The following is a 23,346-nucleotide window of genomic DNA, read 5'->3' on the forward strand; positions in this document are numbered from 1 at the left end:
TGGAAGCGTGACTACGCGAGACCGCTGCGTCGACGTACGATCCAGTGCACGCCGACGAGCATCGCCGCGCCGAGCGTCCACGCCCAGGGCGGCAGCAGCGGCGAGACCCGCCTCTCTGCGGCGATCTGCGTCGCTGCGGGCAGCGGCAGGCTCCCGATTCCGTCCGCCGTCACGCTCTTTCCGCCCGTCGCTTCGGCGATGGCCGCGAGCCGCTCGGGATCGGGCCGCGTGTCTGCCCACTCGTCGCCGCCACGCTCGCAGGCGAAATCGCGCCGCGTCGTGGGCCCTCGCTCGGCCGAGGTCGTCCCGTCTGCCGCCGCGCCGGCCTCGCTCGGCACAATCTCCACGGTCGCCGAGTAACCGCCGGGCTCGAGCTTGCCTGCGTCGAGCGAGAGTGGCTCGCCCTTGCCGTCGAGCCGCGCCGACAGCGTGCGCAGGACCTCGCCCGCTCCCAGCTTGCGGATCGTGATCTTCGCGTCGCCCTTCTGCCCGGGCAGCGGCCGGAGCGTCAGCGTCGTGTCCTCCCCCGCGATGCAGCCGTCCGCGAGATCCACGACCGCGGGCTCGAAGCGCGGGTCCCGCATCAACCAGCCGAGCAACGCGTCCCAGAACGCGCCGTGCGCGCGCCCTGCCGCGTTCGCCGCGAAGGCGCTGAAGAGCAGCCGGTGCGAGCCGTCGATCGCGAGCGCGATCGTCCGCCCGCTGCCGTGCTCGCCGAGCGCGAGGATCGGCATCGGCCCGCCCTTCGGCGTCTTGCGCGTCGGGTGCTCCAGCAGCACCGTCGCGCCTGGCCGCGCGTCGCCCACCACGTTCGCGCCCGGCATCTCGGGCCACTCCTCGCCGATGAGGTCCCGCAGCGGCCCGAGCACGGGCGCCGCGCGTCCTGCCTCGGTCGTGCGCGGGACGAACGAGGCCACGTCCGAGCCTTCCGCGCCTGGCCCGCGATCGAGCTCCACCGGCAAGACCTCGGCGAGCGGCGTGCCCGCGTAGTTGCCCGGCACGAACGCGTCCGGGCCGCCGACCATGATGAGGCCTCCGCCCTTGTCCACGTACCGCGACAACGAACGCAGGTGCTTGGCGAGGCCGTACGGCGCGGCGTTGAAGTCCTGCAGCACCACGGCGTCGAAGCTCGGCAGGTGCTCGCTGAACAGCTCGTCGACCGGGAACGGGATGAGCGCGAGCTCCTCGCTCGGCGCGACCACGTCATCGGTCGGCGTGCGCAGGATGAAGAAGGCCACGACGTCGACGGACGCGTCGGCCTTCAGCCACATCCGGAGCGCGCGCACGTCGTACGTCGGCCTGCCTGCCACGTGCAGCACGCGCACGCGGTCCCGCGCCACGTCGATCGTCACGTACCGCGTGTCGTTGTCCGGCACCACGTCGCCGTCCGGCGCGTCGATCGACACCTCCAGGATCCGCGCGCCGGCGCGGTCGAGCGTCACCTCGAGCTCCAGCGTCGCCGCGCCGCTCGACGCGTTCGCCTTGCCCCTCGCGAGCTCGGTCGGCTCCCCCGTCTCGCGCAGCTCGCGCAGCGACACCGGGACCTCGTCGCAGTCGAGCCCGCCCGCGCATCCGATCTCGATCCGCAGGGTGAGCGGCTGATGCGCGACGGCCGCGCCGGCTGCCCGCACCACGCGCACGCTCGCGTCCCGCGGCGCCTCCGTGGCGAGCGAGATTGCGTGCACCGGCACCGTCAGCGTCCCGAGCGCGGCGCGGATCCCCTCGCCTGCTTGCCCTTCGCCGGGCCGGTCGAGCCTTCCATCCGAGAGCACCACGATCGCCGCGGGCCGCTCGTCCGCCGCGCGCGCGACCGCCTCGATCGCGCCCGCCAGATCCGATCGGGGCATCGGCCGCGCCGCGAGCAGCGCCTGCGCGAGCTGACCTTCCGGTGTGTTTTGCGCCCCCTCGGCCGCGCCGCTCGCGAGCGCCGCGGAGAGCGGCGTCGGGCTCCCTTTGCCGAACGCGAGCCCGTAGAGCCGCACCTCCGCGCCGTGCTTCTGGAGCTCCCCGAGCGCGCGCGCGGCCTCCTGACGGCGCGTCTTTCCCGCGGGCCCCGGCAGATCGATCGACCGCGACACGTCGGCGAGCACCACCACGCGTGGCCCCACCAAACTGCCCTTGCTCTGGATCGCCACGGGCCGCAGCACCGCGAGGAGCAACCCGATCGACGCGAGCGCGCCCGTCACGAACGCGGCGATCGACGATCGGGGGCTCCGCTGCGCCCCCCGCGAGCGCCGCAGCTCCATCACGAGCAGCACGATCCCGAGGACCGTGAGCAGGGCGGCGAGGATCTGGTACGACGGCGCGAGGTCCCCCGACGGCGCGAAGCTCGTCGTCATGGAGAGGGCTCCGCCGCGCGACGCCGCATCAGGAAGGGCGCGTGCACCTGGTCGTCCTTGTAGTTCGAGCAGAGCACGAACATCGCCACGTTCACCGCGAGCCTCGCGGCCTGCTCGCGTTGTGGCTCGCCGTTCGGGACCACCACGAACGGATGCGTCCCGTTCGCCGCGCGGGCGAGCGCGCCGAGCAGGTCGTGCTTCGCGAAGATCACCTGCGGCACGCCGCCGCGCATGATCGCCTCGAGCTTCGGCTGCCCCTCGACGCGCCCGACGGCGCGGCGGAGCAGGTAAAACGAGCGGAACACCACGTTCTCGGTGCCGATCGGGATCGGCGCGCCGTCGGGCAACACGCGCGCGATCTCGCGCCGCGCCGCCTTGCCGAACGCGCCCGACTCGGGCGCGAAGTCGTCGATGAGCAACACGCCGCCGAGCGCGAGGAAGCGCCGGATCCCGAGCACCTCGCGCTCCGTCAGCGGCGGCACGTCGTCCTCGCCGCCCCAGATCGCGAAGGGCTCGGCGAGCAAGGCGGGCGCGTCGGCGCGCACCGTCGTGGGGGACAGCCGCGCGGGCGCGCTCGTGCGACGCGTGAGCTCCTCGGACCATCGCGCGGGCCCGGTCGTCCGCGCGCCCTCCCAGCGCGCCGTGCCTGTGAGCAGGATCCGCGGGTTGAACGCCCCTTCCTCTCCGAACGCCCGCGACGGCCGCGGCACGAGCGCGACGAGCAGCACCGCCACGAGCACGAGGACGAGCGACGTCACCCGCGCGCGCATCAATCGAAATCCTCCACGTGCCACACGCCTGCCTCGCGGCGCAGCTTCACCTCGTGGCCGCCGGGCACCTGCACGGTCGCGCGATCGCCGGAGACCTGCACCTCGAGGCCCTCGGGGTGCTCGAGGCCCTCGACGAGCGAGCGCAGATCGTTCTCGATCGCGCTACGCGTCGACGGCGAGAGCACGCGCAAGAGGCCGGCGTAGCTGCGCCTCGCGAGGACCCGCCGGAGCTGCTCGAGCGCCTGGGCCGGCGTCTTCGCGCCTGCGGGCAATGCGTCGGCGGCCGAGATGCGGAAGACGCCGTTTTCGAGCTCCAGCGTGGCGTCCTCGCCGTCGGGGTACCGGACGCGGGCGTGCGCCTTGATCGTGACGCCGGGCGCGGAGAGGGCCTTGGCCTGATCGGCGAGCTCGCTCTTCTCCTCGGCGACGATGCGGCGCACGTCCTCGCGGGAGAGGCTGCGCTTTCCCTTCTTGCTCATCATCGCGTGGATCGCGTCGGCGTCCCCGCGCGCGGCCGCGTCGGCGTAGGCCTTCACGGCGTCCTTCGGGTCGGGCATGGCGGAGCCGCCGCACGCGGCGAGTGCGAGCGCGAGGCACGCGAGGGTCACGGACCGGGGCACGGGCGGAGCCTAGTACAAAACGGGCGCGCTGGGGCCGTGAACGCGGCCTTGCGTCGGCGAACGGGCTCGGCCCTCGAGCCTCTGGCCGCGCGCGTCGAGGAGGAGTACACGTCGAGCTGGATCTCGCATGTCGAGCCGCCCATTCATCCGCCTCGCGGACATCACCGACCTCGACGGGTTCGCCGATCACATCGTCCGGCACTCGGCCGAGAGCGGGCGCGAGGGCTCCTTGCATTTCGCGATCTCGCGCTCGCCCGAGCGCGCGAGCGTGCGCGAGCACGCGCGGCAGCGCTGGGAGCGCGCGCTCTCGGAGTCGCTCTGGGGCCGCTGTTTCGTGCTCATCGAGCCTGCGCGTGGCTGGGTCGTGGGGCACCTCGAGCTTCGTGGCGGTCGCTTCTCGGCGGAGATGCACCGCGCGATCCTCGGCATGGGCATCGAGCGGGGCTTCGTGCGCCAGGGCCACGGCCAGCAATTGATGGAGGCCGCGGTCGGCTGGGCGAAGCGGACGGGCAAGATCGCCTGGATCGACCTCGGCGTCTTCGAGCACAACCTGCCCGCGCGCAGCCTCTACCAGCGGGTGGGATTCGTCGAGAATGGCAAGCGCAAGGACGCATTCCGCATCGATTCGGGCATGCTGGTGACGGACATTTCGATGTCGCTCCGTATTGCTTGAACGGGGGCGACGTCCCGGAAAAACCGATCCGTTGGCAACTCGAGCCCCCCCGGTCGCGCTGCCAAAACGCCGGTACCAGGTCTCCCTCTGGCATATAGATTGATCGTCTGCGCCACCATCCGCAGGCGAGCGAGCAAGGTTTTCGATGACCGTCGTGAGAGGCTACGCGCTCTGCGAGAAGATCGAGCAGACCGCCAACTTTCGTCTGTACCGCGCGCGCCGCGAGGGAGATGGCGTCCGGGTCTTGCTGAAAGTCCTGCGCGCGGAAGGATCGACCGGCGCCGAGGTCGCGCGCTTCAAGCACCAGTACGAGCGCATCGCGCGCATCGCGTCGCCCCGCCTCGTCGCGGTGCACGGCGTCGAGGAGCTCGCCGGCTCCTTGATCGTCGTTTCCGAGGACTTCCCGGGCCACGATCTCGCGCGCGTCCTTGCCGCGCGCCCGGCGCGCAGAATGCCGGTCGGCGAGGCGCTCGATCTCGCGGCCGCGCTCGCCGAAGCCCTCGCCGCGGTGCACGCGGCGGGGCTCGTCCACCGCGATCTGCGCCCGCACAACGTGCTTTCCGGCGCGCGCGGCGCGGTCAAAATCCAAAGCTTCGGCGTCGACGCCGAGATCACCCGCGCGCACGAGCGGCTCTACGCTCCCGAGGTGCTCGCCGACGTGCTGCCCTACGTCTCCCCCGAGCAGACAGGCCGCATGAACCGCGGCGTCGACTACCGGACCGACCTCTACGCGCTCGGCGTCATCCTTTACCAGACGCTCACGGGTCGGCGCCCCTTCGAGGCCCTCGACCCGATGGAGCTCATCCATGCGCACCTCGCCCTCGCGCCCACGCCGCCCTCCCGCGTCGATCCGACGATCCCCGAGGCCGTCTCCGCCGTCGTGCTCAAGCTGCTCGAAAAGAACGCCGAGGACCGCTACCAGAGCGCCGAGGGCCTGCTCACCGACATCGAGCGCTGCCGCGAGGCGCTACGCCACACGGGGACCATCGAGCCCTTCGTCGCTGGTCAGCGGGATCGCCAGGATCTGTTCCAGATCCACCAGAAGCTCTACGGCCGCGAGCAGGACATCGAGGCGCTCACCGCCGCGTTCGAGCACGCGCTCGCGGGGAGCCGCGAGGTCGTCCTCGTCTCCGGCTACTCGGGCATCGGCAAGTCCTCGCTCGTGCACGAGATCTTGCAGCCGCTCGCACGGCAGAAGGGCTACTTCACGAGCGGCAAGTTCGATCAGTACAACCGCGACACGCCCTACAGCGCGGTGATCCAGGCGTTCGACGGCCTCGTGCGGCAGATCCTCACCGAAAGCGAGGAGCGCGTCCAACGCTGGCGGAGCGCGATCCTCGAGGCGCTCGGGCCGAACGGACAGGTCGTCTGCGACGTCGTTCCCTCGCTCCTGCATGTGATCGGCCCGCAGCCGCCCGTCCCCGCGCTCGGTCCGCTCGAGGCGCAGAACCGCCTGAGCCGGTGCTTCTTGCTGTTCGTCTCGGTGTTCGCGCGGCGCGCGCATCCGCTCGTCCTGTTCCTCGACGATCTCCAGTGGATCGACCCCGCGAGCCTCGGGCTGCTCCGCGCGCTGCTCGCCGACGACTCGCGCGAGGCGCTCTTCTTCTGCGGCGCCTACCGCGACAACGAGGTGTCGCCCGGGCACCCGTTCGTCAGGACCATCGAGGAGCTCGAGCACGCCGGGCTCGTCGTGCGCGACATCGTCCTCGCCCCGCTCGCGCGCCCGCACCTGCTCGAGATGCTCTCGGACAGCCTCGGGCGCGGCGACTGCGGGCCGCTCGCCGACGCGGTGATGAAGAAGACCGGCGGCAACCCGTTCTTCGTCAAGCAGTTCGTCCGATCGCTGCACGACCACGGCGTGCTCACGTTCGCAGCCGGGTCAGGTTGGCGCTGGGACCTCGCCAGGATCGACGCGCTCGCGTACACGGACAACGTCGTCGACCTCATGGTGCGCACCATCGCGCGGCTACCGGCGACGACCCAGGCTGCTCTGAAGCTCGCTGCGGCGATCGGCAACCGGTTCGGGCTCGACGTGCTCGCCACGGTGAGCGAGTGCTCGCCGGAGGACGCGTACGGCCGCCTCGATCCCGCCGTGAGCGAGGGGCTCGTGACACGCGGGCGCTGGGGCTACCGCTTCGCTCATGACAAGGTCCAGGAGGGCGCCTACGCCATGATCCCGGAGGCGGACCGGCCTGCCTTCCACCTTCGGATCGGCCGGCTGCTCGCGGCCAAGCTGGATCTCTCCGAGAGCCGGAACCTCTTCGACGTCGTCGGCCACATGAACAGCGCGGGCGACCTCGTGTCGGCCCCCGCGGAGCGCCTTCGCCTCGCCCGCATGAACCTCGAGGCCGCCTGCCGCGCCGAGGACTCAGCCGCCTTCGGCGCCGCTCTGCGCTACCTGAAGCGCGGCCTCCTGCGCCTTCCGGAGGACGCCTGGACGTCGCAGTACCCGCTCCGCCTGGAGTACGGGAAAAAGATTGCCCTCATGCTCTCGCTCTGCGGCCAGCACGGCGACGCCCTTGCGAGCCTCTCCGATAGCCTGGAGCGGGCCACGAGCCGGCTCGATCGCACCGAGGTGCTGCGGCTCGAGATGGGCGTGCACGTGGTCGAGAACGACCTGCCCGCCGCGCTCGCAGAGGGACTTTCGGCCCTGCGCCCGTTCGGGATCGACCTGCCCCTGTTCCCTGACGACGCCATGGTCGACGCCCAACTCCGGGTGACGCTGGCGCTCGTCCGGGAAACGACGCTCGAGGCGATGCCAGACCTGCCGCCGCTCGCGGACCCGGAGATCCGCGCCGTACAAGACGTGCTCGAGGAGCTGTTCCTCCCCTGCTGGTTCTTGAGCCCCAACAACCTCGCCATCACGGTCGCGAAGATCCTCGAGAACACACTGCGCCACGGGCTATCGAAGCACGCGATCTTCGGCTGCATCAACTTCGGGATGTTCCTCTGCGGCCGTGGCGACATCGAGCTCGGCTATCGCTTCGGCCGCGCCGCCATTGACCTCTCGGAGCGCCACCCGGACAAGAAGTCCGAAGCGATGCTCCGCAACATGTGGGGCGCCTTCGTGCAGCACTGGAGAGAGGGCTACCCCGCCTGCAAGGAGTCGGTGCTCGCGGGGATGCACGCCGGGCTCGAGACGGGCCAGTACGTCTGGTCGTTCTACAACGCGGGGAACTCGCTGGAGTACAGCCTACTCCGCGGCGTCCCGCTCTCCGGTCTTCTCGCAGAGGCGCAGAGCTACCAGCCGATATGCAAGCTCGACACGTGCAGAATCACCTGGAAAGTCGACGCGATTGGACAGCTCGCGCACCAGCTCTCGGTCGAGACCGCGCACCCGGCCAAGCTCAAGGGTGCGTGGATGGACATCGACGAGGTGCTCGAGGAGGCCCGCCGGATCGACGACCAGGGCACGCTCTTCTGCGCCTGCTGCTACACCGTGCTCCTCGGCGTCTTTCAGGGCGCGTTCGAGGAAGCGGCGCGCACCGCGCTCTCGCTGAACCTCGAGATCCCGGCCGTGGCGGCCTGGCTCGGCACCCCCGCCCTCCATGGCTACGCCGGCATCGCGTTCACCCGGGCGGCGGACGTGGTCTCCCCGGACGAGCGCGCGCTCTTCCTCGCCCGCGCGGAGACCTTCGCTGAAAAGCTCTCGCATTGGGCGGACCTCTGCCCGGAGAACATGGCGCACCGCAGCGCCCTGCTCGGCGCCGAGCTCGAGCGCGTCCGCGGCAATGGACACGCCGCGGGGGATCGCTACGACGAGGCGATCGCCCTCGCGCAGCGCGGCGGCTACCTCCACGACGAGGCGCTCGCCAACGAGCTCGCCGGCCTCTCCTTCCGCGCGCTCGGCAAGACCACCATCGCCCGCGCCTACCTGACCGAGGCGCACCGGGCGTACGGCCGATGGGGCGCGACCGAGGCGATGCGGCGCCTCGAGCGCTCCTACCCCGACCTCGTCCCCGGCGACATCCTCCGCGGCGAGAGCAGCCCGCAGGCCGGCGCCGCGCTCGACATCAACTCGGTGCTCAAGGCCTCCCAGGCCATCTCGGGCGAGATCGTCCTCGACCGCCTGCTCGACGGGATCCTGCGCATCCTGGTCGAGAACGCCGGCGCGCGGCGCGGTGTCCTCCTACTCCTGCGCGACGGACGGCTCGTCGTCGAGGCCGAGCACCGCATCGGCGAGGCGGCCGTCCACATGCTCGGCGCGACGCCCCTCGAGGGCCGCCCGGACCTGCCGGCCGGCGTCGTGACGTACGTGGCGCGCACGCGCGAGACGGTCGTCCTCGACGACCGCGCGAGCGACGAGCCGTTCGGGCGTGATCCCTGGTTTGCGAGCGCGCGGCCTCGCTCCTTGCTTGCCGCGCCCATTGTCTGCAAGGGCCGCCTCGCCGGCGTGATCTATCTCGAGAACGGCCTCACCCGCTCGGCGTTCACCCCCGATCGCGTCGAGGTGATCCGGCTGCTCTCAGCCCAGGCGGCCATCTCCATCGAGAATGCGCGCCTCTATGCGGACCTGCAGCAGGAGAACGCGGTGCGCCGGCGCGCGGAGGCGTCCGTTCGAGAGAGCCAGGAGCTCCTCCGGTCGATCGTGGACAACACGGCCGCCGTCATCTTCGCCAAGGACCCCGAGGGGCGCTACATGCTCGTCAACCGCGGGTTCGAAGAGCTCTTCCACTTGCGCCGCGAGGAGGTCATCGGCAAGACCGATTATGAACTCTTCCCACGCGCGCAGGCCGATGAGTATCGCGCCAACGATCTGCTCGTCCTGCAGCAGAGTCGGCTCATGGAGATCGAGGAGCGGGCCCCGCAGAGCGGCGGCGCACGCACGTACATATCCCTCAAGTTCCCGCTCCGCGATCCCACCGGAACACCTGGCGGCATTTGCGGTATCTCGACCGAGATCACCTCCCGCAAGCACGCCGAGGACGTGCGGCGCCATTCCTACTCGCTCCTCGAGGCCACGCTCGAATCGACGGCGGACGGCATCCTCGTCGTCGACGGCGAGCTGCGCGTCGTGCGTCAGAATCGCAGGTTCGCGGAGATGTGGCGCATCCCCGACGAGGTCCTCGCCACCGGGTCGGACGACACGTTCCGTACGTTCGTCTGCGACCAGCTCCTCGAGCCCGAGGCGTTCCTGCAAAGGGTCCGCGCCCTCTATGCCTCGCCCGGGGAGAGCAGCTTCGATATCATCCTGTTCGCGGACGGACGCGTCTTCGAGCGTTATTCGCAGCCGCAGCGCCTCGACGGGCGCGTGGTCGGGCGGGTCTGGAGCTTCCGCGACGTGACCGCGCGCGTGCGCGCCGAAGAGCAGCGCGATCGGCTCCTCATAGACGAGCGCCGCGCGCGCGCGGCGGCGGAGAAGGCCGTCGGCCTGCGGGACGAGTTCCTCTCCATCGCCTCGCACGAGCTCCGCACCCCGCTCACCACCCTGCAGCTCGCCATTCAATCGCTAGGGCAAACGCTCGCGCGGGGCATGGACGTCGAGCGCGTGCGATCCGCGGTCGCCCTCTCCGGCCGCCAGATCAAGCGCCTCGACAACCTCGTCGACATGCTCCTCGACGTCTCGCGGATCCAGGCGGGGAGGCTCGAGCTGAACAGGACGCCCATCGATCTGCGCGAGCTCGTCGGCGAGGTCGTCGCCCATCTCGACAACCAGATCGCGCGGTCGGGCAGCACGCTCGCCGTGCGCGCGGAGCAGCCGGTCATCGGAAGGTGGGACCCACACCGCCTGGAGCAGGTCGTGACGAACCTCCTCACCAATGCAATCAAGTTCGGGGAACGAGCGCCGATCGAGATCACCGTCACCGCGGAAGATCGGGTCGCACGGCTCGCGGTGACGGACCACGGGATCGGGATCCCGGCCGAGGTGCAGGCGCAGCTCTTCGAGCGATTTCGCCGCGGCGTCTCGTCGCAGCATTACGGGGGGCTCGGGCTCGGCCTCTACATCACGCGCACCATCGTCGAGGCGCACGGCGGGCGAATTCGCCTGTCGAGCGAGGTCGGCCGGGGCTCGACCTTCTGCGTCGAGCTGCCGCTCTCGACCGAGAGCGCGGGGGGCACGCATAACTAAGGGCAGCCGGCACCAATCCCCCCGCCGACCTCGCCGCCCTGCTCACTTCGCAGAACGGCCGCTGACCCGGGAAGTGGCGCGTGGACCGTCACCCTCGCTTGCTTGCCGACACGAACGGCGACGGTCGGCTCGACGTCATCGGCTTTGGCAACGACGGCGTCTACGTCGCCCCGCTTCTCTGAGGAAGCCCGCCTCCTCCGCCCCCTCTGCCCTCCCCCCAGCGCCTCGAACTGCGCCCGCATCCCCTCATTGCCTGCAAACTCCAGCCGCCCGGCCCCCTCGATCCGCGCGACGGCCGCCAGGATCCGGTTTGCCACCCGGTTCCTCTCCCGCGTCGACTCTGGCGCGCTCGCGCGTTTTTTCTCCTGCGCCCTGTCTGCCTCCGTGATCGCCGCCAGCGCGGCTTCGATCCCGTCGAGGTCCCTCTTCACGATCCCGAGTGACTTCGCCTCGGCCGGGTTACCCTTCCCGCGCGCGAGGATCTGCTGCAGGGCGGCCTTCACGTCGCGCACGATACGCGGGTTCATGTACCGGCCGATCCCGTAGCCGTGTCGCACGTCGACCGGCGCCTTCGCCCGGCGCACGGCGGCGCGGAACTGTCGCACGAGGGTCGCGCCCGCCTCGACCGCGCTTTGTTGCTCGGCCGTCGCGGCCTCGGCCTGGGCGCGGGCTTTCAGGGCTGCGGGGATCACCTCTCCGAGCTTCTGAAGGTCCTCCGCGAGGCCCGCGCAGAGCCCCTCCGGGAGCCGCTCCTCCAGCGCGCCCGCGTGCGCTTGCCCCAGGTGCAGCGCCTTCAGGCCGAGCTGCGTGATGCTGGTGAAGTCCTTCCGGGGGTGCGTTTCCTTCACGGCGAGCGGGATCATCGAGCGGACACCTCGTGCAGGAGGTCGGAAGCCACGTGCATGAAGCCGCATGCACGTCACCGGACACTGTAAGGCGCCCGCAGACTTCGGAAAGCCCTACACGACGTCAGGAAGCTGCTCTGCATCCTTCGACACACTACGCGCATGGCGAGAATCACCATGTACACAGCTCGGAGCAGCATGTGCACTCGCCTGAACTACATGTGCACAGTTCTAAACGACGCACAAAGTATTATGAACGACACATGCACGGTTCTGAACGACACGTGCACAGTCCTGAACGATACATACACGTCTCCGCACGACATGCGCCCGAAGGCGCACGTCACCTCGCCGGGACACGCCGTCGGATCACTTCACGACGGTGTCGAGCATGCTCGGATGGATCGGCCATCGGTACACGTGGACCTTCCCATCGGCGGACGCGGAGGCGATACGCTGGCCGTCGAGGCTCGCGGCGACACATTCGACGACGGCCCCGCCGGCGCCCAGCGTGACCTGGACCTTGCCGCTCTCCACGGCCCAGACGCGCATGGTGCCGTCCTCCGCGCCGGAGACGAGCGCGCCCGGCATCCCCGCGTCGGGGAGGAAAGAAAGAGAGCAGATGCGCCCCCGCTGGCCGGTGAGCGTACGTCGCAAAACCCAGCCGCGCACCGCCCACACCAGCACGCTCCGGTCCCCGCGGCCCGCCGCGAGGAAGCTGCCGTCCGGCGAAAACGCCACACAACCCACCGCGCTCTGGGGGTCACGCAGGACGTGCACGGGACGCAGACCCGCGTCCCACAAGCGCACCGTGGCGTCACGCGAGGCCGACGCCCAGAGGCGGTTCATCTTGTCGAATGCGATCCCGCGGACCCCGTCCGCGTGGTCCTCCACGACCCGGAGACACTCCCCGGTCGAGAGGCGCCACAAGCTGATGCGCGCCCCGTCGCTGCACGCGGCGAGCGTCCCCGCTCCGGCGTCGATGGCCAGCGCGCGCACCACCGTCGTGTCGTGGACCAACGTGCTCGATAACCTCCCGCGGACCGGGTCGAAGAGGAAAATCTTGCCGTCCGTCGCGCCCACGGCGAGCACCCCCGCGCCCACGCCGAGGCAAACGAGCCGGGTGGGGAGCAGGCACGACCAGCGCAGCCGCTTCGTCGCGAGGTCCAGGCACGACACCTCGCCCGTCGCGAATGCCATGAAAAGAGATTCGGCGCGCTCGTCGAAGGCGATGGCGCGCGCCCACGTGCCGGGCGCCGACACGGACAAAAACCCGCGCGCTCGATCCTCGACGATCTGCAGCCGCAGCTCCCCGCCGCCTCGAATTCCCTCCGGCGCCGGCGCGGGCGGCGGCGAGAGGCCCCTCGTCCGCGGGTGATGCAGCCTCGCCGACCGCGGCGCGCGTGGCTCCGCGGGCTGCATCGCCGCCGCGAATGCCTCCGCCATCTCCAGGGCCGAGCCGAACCGGGCCTCCATGTCGAGCGAGAATGCCCGCTCCATCCACGCGTCGACCGCCCTCGGCGCCTCGGCGCGCAGCACGCTCGGCGGTAAAAACTCGCCTTTGGCGACGGCGTACGCCATCGCCACGAGCGACGCGCCCGTGAACGGGAGCTGCCCCGTCAGCATCTCGTACACGACGACCGCCATCGCCCAGAGATCGGTGCGGTGATCGACGCTCTTCGTGTCGTCGTATTGCTCCGGGCTCATGTAGGGCGGCGTCCCCATGGCCGCGCCCGTCGATGTCAATCGCGACGTCATGTCGAGCTGCTTCGCAATGCCGAAATCCAGCACCTTCAAGAAAGGCGCGCCCTCGACCTCGATCACGAACAGGTTCTCGGGCTTGATGTCGCGATGGACGACGCCGAGCGCGTGCGCCGCCCCGACCCCCCGCGCCGCCTGTCCGAAGAGCCGCACCACGTCCTCGCACGGCAAGGGCCCGAGCCGCTTCATGCGCCTGCGGAGCGTCTCGCCCTCGAGCAGCTCCATCACGATGTAGGGCTGTCCCTGCGCCGTCACCCCGTGATCGAGCACGCTCGCCACGTACGGGCTCTTGATACGCGCCGCCGCCTGGGCCTCCTGTCGGAAACGCAGGATGGCCGCCTCGTTGTGCGCGTCCGCCGGCGCCATGAGCTTCACCGCCACCCGCGCGCCGAGCGCGAGGTCCTCCGCGGCCCATACCGTACCCATCGCGCCCGCCTCCAGAGGACGAACCAGCTTGAGCGTCGGCGTCAGGTGATGACCAGCGGTCGGCATCACCGCGCATCCTACCGCAGTTGGTCCCGGGCGGGCGCCGCGTGGCATGAATCCCGCATGGATGACGCGGTGAAATCCTTGAATTGATGGGGCCGTTCGGCGAGGATCCCCCCGCCATGCGCAGCGGGGAGATCGTCGACGGGCGGTTCGAGCTGGAGTCCAAGGCCGGCACCGGCGGCATGGGGACCATCTGGCGCGCCCGCGACCTCGCGACGCAGGAGACCGTCGCCCTCAAGGTCCTGCGCGACCCCGATCACGGCGTCGACCGATTCCTGGCCGAGGCGCGTATCCTCGCGCGGCTCGAGCACCCGACCATCGTCCGGCACGTCGGGCACGGCGTCACGAGCGCCGGCGAGCCGTACCTCGTCATGGAGTGGCTCGCGGGCGAGGACCTCGCGACCCGCCTCTCGCGCGGGCCCCTCGAAATCGACGCCAGCCTCGCGCTCGTCCGCCGCGTCGCCGAGGCCCTCGGCGCCGCGCACGCGCGCGGCGTCGTCCACCGGGACATCAAGCCGAGCAACATCTTCCTCGTCGAGCGCCGCTTCGACCGTATCAAGCTCCTCGATTTCGGCATCGCGCGCCTCTCCTCCGGGGACGTGCTCACGCGCCCGAGCTCCGTGCTCGGCACCCCCGGCTACATGGCCCCCGAGCAGGCGCGCGGCGACGAGGTCGTCGGCCCACGCGCCGACGTGTTCTCCCTCGGCTGCGTCCTCTTCGAGTGTTTGGCGGGACGACCGGCCTTCCAGGGCTCCCACCCGATGGCGCTGCTCGCGAAGCTCCTCCTCGAAGAGCCCCCGGAGCTCGCGATCGTGCGCCCGGACGTCTCCGCCCCCGTCTCGAGCCTCTGCGCCCGCATGCTCTCCAAGATCCCCGCCCAGAGGCCGGCCGACGGGGCGGCGCTCGCGGCCGAGCTCGCGTCCATTCCCGTGACGACCTCGTCGAGCTCGCCGTCCGTGCGCAGCATCCCCGCCTCTCGGCTCAGCGACAGCGAGCGGCGGCTCCTGTCGATCGTCGCCATCGCGGCCGGCGGGCGCAGCTCGCTCGACGAGGTCCGTCGTGTCGCCGAGCCCCTCGGCGCGTCCGTCGACGCGCTCGCGGGGGGCACCGTCCTCATGGTCATGCGTGGCGCCGGCAATGCGACCGATCAGGCGGCGCGCGCGGCGCGCGCGGCGCTCACGATCCACGCCGCCTCGACGGCGCGCGTCATCGGGCTCGTGACGGGCCGCAGCGACCTCGCCGATCGGCTCCCCGTCGGCGAGCTCGTCGAGCTCGTGGCCTTCCTGCTCGATCGCGCCAGGAAAAACGGGCGGTCGGGGGTGATCGTCGACGACGTCACGCGCTCGCTGCTCGACCCTCGGTTCGAGATCGAGGAGCAGGCCGGCCACGCGTGGCTCGTCCGCGAGCACGCGCGTGGCGACGAGATCCGCACCCTGCTCGGCAACCCGAGCCCCTTCGTCGGCCGGGAGCGCGAGCTGCGCGGGCTCGTCGAGCTGCTCGAGCAGGAGTTCGACGAGCAGCGGGCGCAGGCCGTCCTGGTCACGGGGCCCGCGGGCATGGGCAAATCGCGCCTGCGGCAGGAGCTCCTCACGGAGCTCGGCCGCCGGGTCCCCGACCTCGGCCTCGCGGTCGGCCGCGCCGACGTCATGCGCTCGGGCGCCGCCTTTTCGGTGATCGCCTCCGCGCTGCGTATGCTCATGCAAATCGAGGTCGGCGAGCGGCGCGAGCTCCAGCAGCAAAAGGTCTCGGCGGCCGTGGGCGCCTTGCTCTCGGCGGAGGCGGCCGAGGGCACGGCGCCCTTCCTCGGCGAGCTCGTGGGCGCGGCCTTCCCCGACGAGCGAAACCCGCGGCTGCGGTCGGCGCGCGAGAATGCGCACCTCATGGCCGAGCGAATCGAGGCGGCCTGGGTCGAGTTCATGCGCGCGGCGTCCCGGGCCCGGCCCACGCTCCTCGTGCTCGAGGACCTGCACTGGGGGGACGTCTCGTCGGTCAAGCTCGTGGACACGGCGCTCCGCGAGCTCCGGGACGAACCCTTCGCGGTGGTCGCGTTCGCCCGGCCCGAGATCCACGACATGTTCCCGCGGCTCTGGGCGGAGCGCGCGCAGGAGGTCCGGCTCGGCCCCTTGCCTCGCCGCGCCGCGACGGCGCTCGTGCGCTCCGCGCTCGGCGACGACGCCTCCGAGGCGTTCGTCGTGGCCCTCGTCGACAGGTCCGAGGGCAATGCGTTTTACCTGGAAGAGCTCGTCCGGGCCGTCACGGAGGGCCGGAGCGGCGTTTTGCCGGAGACCGTGCTCGGCATGGTCGAGGCCCGGCTCGCCGCGCTCCCGTCCGACGTCCGCCATTTCCTGCGCGCGGCGAGCGTCTTCGGCGAGGTGTTCTGGCCCAACGGCGTGCGGCGGCTGCTCGGCGGGCGCCGGCCGGTGAACGTGGACGCCGCGCTCGACGAGGCCGTCGCGCGCGAGATCGTGACGCGCCGGAGCTCGCGGCGCTTCGTGGGCGAGGAAGAGTATGCCTTCCGGCACGCGCTCCTCCGCGAGGGGGCGTATGCCATGTTGACGGAGCGGGATCGTGTCCTCGGCCATGGGCTCGCGGGCGGTTGGCTCGAGCGCGTGGGCGAGCCCGACCCCGCGGTCCTGGCGATGCATTTCGAGCGAGGCGGCAAGGGCTCGCGGGCCGCCCACTGGCACGCGCGCGCGGCCCAGACGGCGATGCGCGGCAACGACCTCCAGGCGGGGCTACGCGCGGTCGAGCGGGGCCTCGCCGCCGGGCCCGCCGACGAGGTCGCGACGGACCTCTGGGCGCTCCGGGCCCGCATCGCCTCGGCGTCCGGCGATTACGAGGCCTCGCTCGCCGCGGCCGAGGAGGCCCTGCGGCGCACGACCCCCGGCTCCATCGCCCATTACATCGCGCTCGAGGGCGCCATCGGGGGCGCCATGTTGCTCGGCCGGCACGAGACCCTGCACGACCTCAGCCGGCGCGTCCTCGCGACGGAGCCCGCCCCGAACGCGCTCTCGGCGCTCGCGCGGGCGCTCGCCCCGCTCATCGCGGCGCTCGCGGGGAGCGGCGACGGCGACGCGTTCGTCTTCCTCGAGAAGCTGCGCGCGATCATGGCGGCCACGATGGACGTGGAGCCGTCGAGGGCCGGCGCGCTCGCGTACGCGTCGGCGATGGTGGAGAAGAACCTCGGCCGCAATCCGTGGCTCGCGAGAGAGCACGCGCTCGACGCCGTGCGCTATCTGGAGCAAGGCGGCGAGCGCCACGTCGTCCCCGTCGCCGCGGCGATGCTCGTCGGCGTCTGCACCGAGCTCGGCGCGTTCGAGGAGGCCGAGTCGTGGCTCGAACGCACGGCGGCGCGCCCTTCCAGCATGGCGGCGCACGTGGCCGCGGCGTACTCCGGCCAGCTCCGGCTCGCGCAGGGCCGCTTCGAGGAGGCCATCACGATCTCGGGCGCCGTCGCGGATCGCGCGCACGGCAAGGACGGCAACGTCGTCAGCGCCATCGGCCGCCTCACGCTCATCGAGGCCCACGTCGAGCGAGGCGCCGTGGCGGAGGCGGAGACCTTGATCGACGCCACGAGCAGCCGCGAATACCCGTTCGTGGCGGCCGCCTGCGCGTGGTTCCGCGCGAGGCTCCTGCTCGCGCGTGGCCGCGCCGCCCAGGCCGTGACGGTCGCCCGCGACGCCCTCAACCTCCACTGGCGCATCGGCCCGCGTGGGCTCGAGCGCGTGCTCCTCACGCTCGCGGAGGCCCTCATGGCCGCCGGGGAGACGCAGGCCGCGAGGCGCGCGCTGCGCGACGCCTGCGACGAGCTCGACGCGCGAGAAGCCGCGATCGGCGACCCGGTCTACCGCCGGCATTTCCTCACGCGTGTCCCCGCGAACGTGCGCATCCGGAGGCTCGGCCGCGAGTGGTCATGACGAGGCGAGCCTGCGCCACGTCGCGAGCACCCGCCCGAGCCACGGCAAATCGAAGACCGGCGAGACCACCGTGTACGTGGTCAATCGATCCAGGAAGAGCCACGCGAGCGAGGCGCGGAGAGCGCCACGCAGGGCCTCGTCGTCGAGGCCGGGCGCGGCGATGGCGGCGTACGCGCGCACGAGCGGAAACACCTCGTCGGCGCTCGTCTCCGGGGAGAGCGTGAAGCAGAGGAGCTCCGCGAGGTCGCGTGTCCCGGGGCCGATCGACGCGAGCTCCCAGTCGTAGAGGACGATCTCCGCGTCCGACTGCGATCGTCGTAATGCGAGGTTCCGCGGATTGGCGTCGTTGTGCAGGAGCGTCGCCGGCATGCAGGAGAGCGCCTCGGCCCAGCCGACGTCGCGGAGCAGGGGCGCCGCCGCCCGCGCGACGTCCGCGTCGATACGCGTCCGCGCGTGCTCGAAGAGCGCCTCCCACAAGGGCACGAGCTCGGCCGCGCCCGTCCCCGCGGGCCGCGCGAAGGGCACGGCGGAGAGCGCCGCGGCGGGCCCGCGCAAGGCCGCGTGCAAGCGCGCGAGGCCGAGGGCGGCGCGTCGCACGGAGGCGAGTGGCCAGGGTTTTTCGATGGCGTCGAGGGCCTCCACCTGGTCGCCTTCCGACAACCTCTCGAGGACGAGCGGCGCGCCGATCGCGCCGCCGGACGCGGAGAAGCAGCGGGGTCGTACGCGGGCGAGGGCAGGAGGATCCAGCGCGTAGAGCGCGCGTTCGCGGGTGTCCGCCGCCGCGACGTCGAGCCAGTGGCCGTGGGTCTCGAGCGCGGCGGCCAGGGCGGGGCTCGAGGCGCGCGCGACGCCCGTGCAAAGGGCGCGGAGCTCGTCGCCGCGGGCGGGCGCCTTCAGGACGACGTCGAGCACGCGGCCGTCGTCGAGCGAGAGCGTCGCCGGGTACACGCCGACGGGGCGATCGCAGAAGCCACGCGCGAGGCGGCTCAAGAGGCCGCTGCCCGCGATGGCCGGAAGGACGCGGGCGGCTTGGACCTCGTGCACGGCGCCGTCGACGACGACCTCGCGAGGCGGCTCGGGCAAGGCGCGTGAGGCCGCGGTGGCGCGGGCGCCGCGGCGGGGCGGCGGCGGGAGCGCGGAGGCCGCCCTCCACGCGGCGAGGCGATCGTCGAGGAACGCGGGGTCGACGGGCTCGTCGCCGCGGAAGGCCGGGTCGATGAGGATGGCGGCGCGCCGCGAGCGTTCGTAATGGCGCAAGGTGCCGGCGCGGAAGAAGGGCCAGAGGCCTCGCAATCGCCCGCGCCGGTGGAGGCCGAGCGCCTCGATACGCGCGAGCCACGACTCCCACGGCACGAGGGGGACGTCATGACCGGCGAGCGCCAGCCACGCGACCACCTCGCGCAGGCTACGCGACTCGTCGCCCACGTGGACGAGCGCGGGCCCCGCGGAGGCGAGATCGGCGAGGACACGCGCGAGGTGATCACGAGGACAAACCGAAAAGGGGATATCGAGATCCGGGGCCGCGGCGGCCTCGACGCAGGCGCGCAGCAGGATGGCCACGACGTCGTCCACGCTCGCCTCGCCGTCCTTTCCGGCGAGCACGAGCGAGGGCCGCACGATGGTGGCGGAGAGCCCGTCCTCTCGCGCCCTGGTGACGAGCAGCTCGGCGGCGGCCTTCGAGGACGCATAACCGAGCGGGAGGCGCGGGAGCCGCGCGTGCAGGGCCGAGGGGGGCTCGTCGTCGCCGAGGACCGCGCCCGGGAGGGCCGCGCCGTCGTGGCATACGATCTGCGAGGAGACGTGGACGAGGCGCGCCCCCGCGGCGGCGCAGAGGGCGATCACCTCGGCCGTCCCGCCCACGTTCGTCGGCGCGAGGGATCCATGAGGCAAGACCCAGTTCACGGCCCCGGCCACGTGCACGACCACGTCGAGCTCCCGGACGAGCGCGTGATACTGGTCCTCCGCGAGCCCGCAATGGGGCAACGAGACGTCACCCGCAAGAGCAGAGGGGCCAGCGGCTCCCCTCGCCAGCACGAGCACCCGCTTGTTTCGCCGCGCGAGCTCGTCGACGACGGCGCGCCCGACGAAACCCGTCCCGCCCGTGACGAGAATGGCCCCGCCGCCCGTTCGGCGCGGCGAAGGGCGCGGCAGGGGACGCGCGAGGTCCTGGATCCACGGCGTATCGAGCGGCCCCGAGCCCTCGAGGAGGGCGCGAAGCGTCGGCGCTCGGCCCCAGGCGTCGAGGGAGAGGGGCCGGCCGAGCAGCTCTCCCAGCGCCGCCGCGGCGTCCGCGGCCTGCAAAGAGTCGAGCGGCAAACGAGCGGGGGGCGCTTCGATATCGATCTCGGCGAGAGAGAGCCCCGTGACCTTCGCGAGGGCGCGCTGCGCCGCGTGTATCGTGCTCTCCTCCCCCGGCGGAGGATCCGGCAGGGGGGCCGGAGGAGCAGGCCATTCGATCTCGCCCGATCGGAGGAGCGCCGCCGTCGCCCGCCGCTGGAGCTTGCCCGACGACGTCTTCGGCAGCGTGTGTTTCGGGACGAGCGCGATATCGACGGAGATCCCGTGCTCGAAGGACACCACGTGATGGACCGCGGCGATCACCGCGGCGCGGCCCGCCTCGTCGAGTGAATCGCCCACCTCGCAAACCACGACGGGCCGCGCCTCCCCGAGCTCGCCCTGGTCCTCGAGCAAAACGGCGCAGACGCAGCCTCGCCGGATCGCCGGGTGCGCGCCCTCCGCCGTGCGCTCGACGTCGTGCGCGTGGTGGTTCTCGCCGCGGAGGATGAGCACGTCCTTTTGCCGGCCCACGAGGAAGAGCAGATCCCCGCGGCGATAACCGAGGTCGCCGGTGCGGAGGAAGGTTTCAGCTCCGACCGATCCGGCGAGCGTCGCGCCAAACACCTCGCGCGTCGCCTCGTCGTGCCCCCAGTATCCATCGGCGACGCTGCCGCTGCGCAGCCATATTTCGCCGATATGCCCGTCCGGGAGCGGCACGCGTATCTCCGGATCCACCACCCGCAGCGTGACGAGCGGCGGGATTTCTCCGACGCAGACCACGTCGATCCCGCGCTCGCCGCTCGCCTCCACGGCCTCGCCCCGGGCGAGCGCCGCGGCCGAGAGGCGCTCGACGGTGAAGGGCGCAAACGTGCGGCACGAGGCGAGCACGGTATGCTCGGCGAGCCCGTAACACGGAAACCACGCGGAGGCGGAGAACCGCGACGGCGCGAACGCGGCGGCGAACGCGGAGAGCGTGCTCGCGCGGATGGGCTCGGCGCCACAATACGCCTGCGCCCAGCAGGAGAGATCGAGCTTCGCGCGCGCGGCCGGGTCGATCTTCCGCACGCAGAGGTCGTACGCGAAGTTCGGCCCGCCGCTGCGCGTCGCCCCGAATCGCTCGATGGCCGAGAGCCACCGCGCGGGCCGCTCGAGGAAGGCCCACGGCGGCATCAACCACGCGGGCCAGCCTCCGTCGAGCGGGAGCAGGATCCCCTCGATGAGCCCCATGTCGTGGAATTGCGGGAGCCAGCTCACGGACGCGCGTGGAGTCGCGGGCGCGACGCCGTGAATGACGTGCAGGTTATGGGAGAGGTTCCGCCGCAGGATACGTACGCCCTTGGGCTCGGCCGTCGAGCCCGAGGTGTATTGCAAAAAGGCGAGGCCCTCCTCGCGGGGATCGTCGATCGTGAGGCTCGCGCGCGGGACCTCGCGGACGTCGATCCAGGGCATACCCGCGAGCGCGGGCACGGCGCCTTCGAGGATCGGGCGATAAGGCTCCACGGCGGCCGTCGACAGCACCGCCGCGGGGGCGGCGTCGCGCACGAGGTGGGCGAGCCGCGAGAGGCTCCGGGCCGGCTTGTGGGGATCGGGCGGGATCGCCGGCACGGCCACCCTGCCTGCGCGGAGGCAGGCGAGGAAGGCGATCACGAAATCGAGCCCCGGCGGGAAAAGCAAGAGGATACGCGTGCCCTCCGGGAACGACGCGACGAGGACGGCGGCCACGTCGTTCACGCGTGTATCGAGCCCGCCCCAGGTGAGCTCGTCCGTGACGTCCTCGCCATTGTCGAGGAAACCGAGCGCGAGCTCGTCCCCGCGCGTTTCGGCGCGCCGACGTAGTTTTGCGGGGAGGAACGTGAAGGCGGGGCTCACGCCGCGGCTCGCTCGGCCTCGAAGGCCTGATAGACGCCGCGCACGTGGTCGGCGTGCTCGCGCGCGGTCTCGGGCCGCCAATCGCTCGTGTCGACGTCGGGCAGGACGTGGACGATCACCTTCGTCCGCGGCATGACCCAGCTCTTGCCCGGGTTGTCCGATTTCGGAATTTCGAGGTAGAGCGGGACCATCGGCGCCCCGAGCGCGGCCGCCAGGTGAAACGCGCCCTTGTTGAACGGCCCCACGGAGCCGGTCGTCACGCGTGTCCCTTCGGGGCTCAGATACACCGCGTCGCCGGTTCTTCGGAGCACCTCACACGCGGCGGCGAAGAGCTCGCGGCGTTTCTCGGTGTACGCCTGGGGCACCGTGAAAAACGTGCCCACGCACATGGCCACGATCGCGCCCGGCGGGAAGACCCACGCGCCGCGCTTCATGAAGAACCACGCGCGCGGCAGGCAGAGCGAGAGCAGCACGAAGAGATCGATCGAGGAGGTGTGATTCGAGACGTACACGACGCGGCGCTCCGGCAGCGGGAACACGGGCGCGCGCACCTCGACCGAGATGCCGGCGAGGCCGAGGACCACGGACGCGGCCCAGGCCCCGAGCTTCTCGGCCGCGGCGCGCCGGCCGAAGAGGAGCCGCACGACGACGAAGAGCGGCGAGAGCGCCGTGACGAAAAGAATGGTCAGCACGAGGGCGACGACGGCCCGAATGCGCTGGAGGCTCACGGCGAGTTCCCCGACGCGGGGTTTTCCAGGACGATCGTCTGCATGGCGAGGTTGAGCTGCTTCTCGAAGAGCAAGATCGGCGAGAGCGCGAGTTGTCCCGCGAAGTACGGGCCGATCGCCTTGCCCACGTCGAGCCCCTTTCCGCGGAGCACGTGGAACGCCGCGCCCGCGAAGAGGTAGAAATAGGCCGGGAACGCGCCCCAGGGCAGGTGGTCGACGATGGAGAGGCCGCTCTTCTGGCACATCGCGCGGAGCGTGCTCCAGTCGAAGAGCACGGTGTGTTGTGGCGCCTGGAGCCCGGGCCAGCGGTCCTTGAAGAGCCGGAAGGTCGTCGAATCGAGGCGCGGCACCTCGACGACGATACGCCCCCCGGGCGCGAGCAAGCCCCGCGCGCGTTCGAGCGTCTGCAGAGGCTCGTAATCGTGCTCCAGGAAATGCCACATCGTGATGAGGTCGAAGCGCGTCTCTCCGAAATCGACGTCGGCGAGCACGCCTACGCGGAAATCGACGCCTTCGAGCAGCGGATGGCCGCGGAGATCCTTGAAGTCGACGCCGGTGACGGCGGCGCCGTATCCTTTGCGGAGCATCTGCAGGAAGCTGCCCACGGCGCAGCCGATATCGAGCACGCGCATGCCGCGGCGCAAGGGGACGTACCTGCCGCAGAGCTCGACCTTGCGGCGGTCGTGCCCGTTCATGCCCCACTCGTAGAGCGGCGTGAACACGCCCCAATCTTTCTTTTTGCGGTGGGCGATGTACTCGGAATCGTAATAGGCGCCGATGTCGGCCTGGACGATACGCGGCCTCTGATGGGCGAGGCCACACGCGCGGCAACGGACGAAGCGGAAGCGGCCGGGTTTGCCGGTGAGGTCGTCCTCGGCCTCGAGGAGGAAATCGGCGTCACGCCCGCCGCAACCAGGGCAGGCGTTGTCTTCCATGCGGGGCTTGGTTTGCTGCGGGATCGAGGCCTCGGTCGTCGTCATCGTCGGAT

General features: G+C 71.5%; 10 protein-coding genes and 1 pseudogene. 4 read left to right on the forward strand and 7 right to left on the reverse strand.

Features of this window, described 5'->3' with window-relative positions; translation table 11 throughout:
* Nucleotides 1–11: 11 nt before the first annotated feature.
* Genes GF068_RS07925 through GF068_RS07935 form a run of 3 tightly spaced genes read right to left on the reverse strand, consistent with a single transcriptional unit; the run spans nt 12 to nt 3,729 of the window.
* Nucleotides 12–2,339: a glutamine amidotransferase gene (locus tag GF068_RS07925; protein ID WP_153818712.1), complete on the reverse strand. Its 2,328-nt coding sequence runs from the start codon at nt 2,337–2,339 to the stop codon at nt 12–14.
* Nucleotides 2,336–3,109, reverse strand: a complete 774-nt coding sequence (locus GF068_RS07930) for a DUF4159 domain-containing protein (RefSeq protein ID WP_153818713.1) — start codon at nt 3,107–3,109, stop codon at nt 2,336–2,338. Before GF068_RS07930 ends, GF068_RS07925 begins: the two co-directional genes overlap by 4 nt.
* Nucleotides 3,109–3,729 (reverse strand): hypothetical protein, encoded by a 621-nt coding sequence (locus tag GF068_RS07935; protein ID WP_206079416.1) that lies wholly within the window; start codon nt 3,727–3,729, stop codon nt 3,109–3,111. Before GF068_RS07935 ends, GF068_RS07930 begins: the two co-directional genes overlap by 1 nt.
* 127 nt (nt 3,730–3,856) lie before the next feature.
* On the opposite strand from GF068_RS07935, the gene GF068_RS07940 reads away from it, so the two are divergent.
* The 3 genes and pseudogenes from GF068_RS07940 to GF068_RS47320 form a co-directional block, all read left to right on the forward strand.
* Nucleotides 3,857–4,402 carry a GNAT family N-acetyltransferase gene (locus GF068_RS07940; RefSeq protein WP_153818714.1) on the forward strand — a complete coding sequence of 182 codons (546 nt, stop codon included), beginning with the start codon at nt 3,857–3,859 and terminating at the stop codon, nt 4,400–4,402.
* A 145-nt stretch (nt 4,403–4,547) separates the two neighbouring features.
* Nucleotides 4,548–10,472 carry an AAA family ATPase gene (locus GF068_RS07945; RefSeq protein ID WP_153818715.1) on the forward strand — a complete coding sequence of 1,975 codons (5,925 nt, stop codon included), beginning with the start codon at nt 4,548–4,550 and terminating at the stop codon, nt 10,470–10,472.
* A gap of 68 nt (nt 10,473–10,540) precedes the next feature.
* Nucleotides 10,541–10,654 (forward strand): annotated as a pseudogene (locus GF068_RS47320) (VCBS repeat-containing protein); the annotation flags it as partial.
* A 1,032-nt stretch (nt 10,655–11,686) separates the two neighbouring features.
* On the opposite strand, the gene GF068_RS07955 reads toward GF068_RS47320, so the two are convergent.
* On the reverse strand, nt 11,687–13,570 hold the full coding sequence (locus GF068_RS07955; protein ID WP_170319352.1) for a WD40 repeat domain-containing serine/threonine protein kinase: 1,884 nt from the start codon (nt 13,568–13,570) through the stop codon (nt 11,687–11,689).
* 116 nt (nt 13,571–13,686) lie between these two features.
* Between GF068_RS07955 and GF068_RS07960 the strand changes: the two genes are divergently transcribed.
* Nucleotides 13,687–17,484 (forward strand): serine/threonine-protein kinase, encoded by a 3,798-nt coding sequence (locus GF068_RS07960; RefSeq protein WP_170319353.1) that lies wholly within the window; start codon nt 13,687–13,689, stop codon nt 17,482–17,484.
* On the opposite strand, the gene GF068_RS07965 is transcribed toward GF068_RS07960, so the two are convergent.
* The 3 genes from GF068_RS07965 to GF068_RS07975 are packed head-to-tail and all read right to left on the reverse strand — an operon-like array spanning nt 17,479 to nt 23,338.
* A complete protein-coding gene (locus GF068_RS07965) occupies nt 17,479–21,630 on the reverse strand; it encodes an AMP-binding protein (RefSeq protein ID WP_153818719.1) in 4,152 nt (1,383 codons plus the stop codon). The two genes, GF068_RS07960 and GF068_RS07965, sit on opposite strands and share 6 nt — an antisense overlap.
* A complete protein-coding gene (locus tag GF068_RS07970) occupies nt 21,627–22,358 on the reverse strand; it encodes a 1-acyl-sn-glycerol-3-phosphate acyltransferase (protein ID WP_153818720.1) in 732 nt (243 codons plus the stop codon). The genes GF068_RS07965 and GF068_RS07970 overlap by 4 nt, the downstream gene beginning before the upstream one ends.
* The gene (locus GF068_RS07975; protein ID WP_153818721.1) at nt 22,355–23,338 is read right to left on the reverse strand and encodes a class I SAM-dependent methyltransferase; all 984 of its coding nucleotides are present in this window, start codon (nt 23,336–23,338) and stop codon (nt 22,355–22,357) included. Before GF068_RS07975 ends, GF068_RS07970 begins: the two co-directional genes overlap by 4 nt.
* Between the last annotated feature and the right edge of the window lie 8 nt (nt 23,339–23,346).

The organism is Polyangium spumosum (genome assembly GCF_009649845.1).
GTDB lineage: Bacteria > Myxococcota_A > Polyangia > Polyangiales > Polyangiaceae > Polyangium > Polyangium spumosum.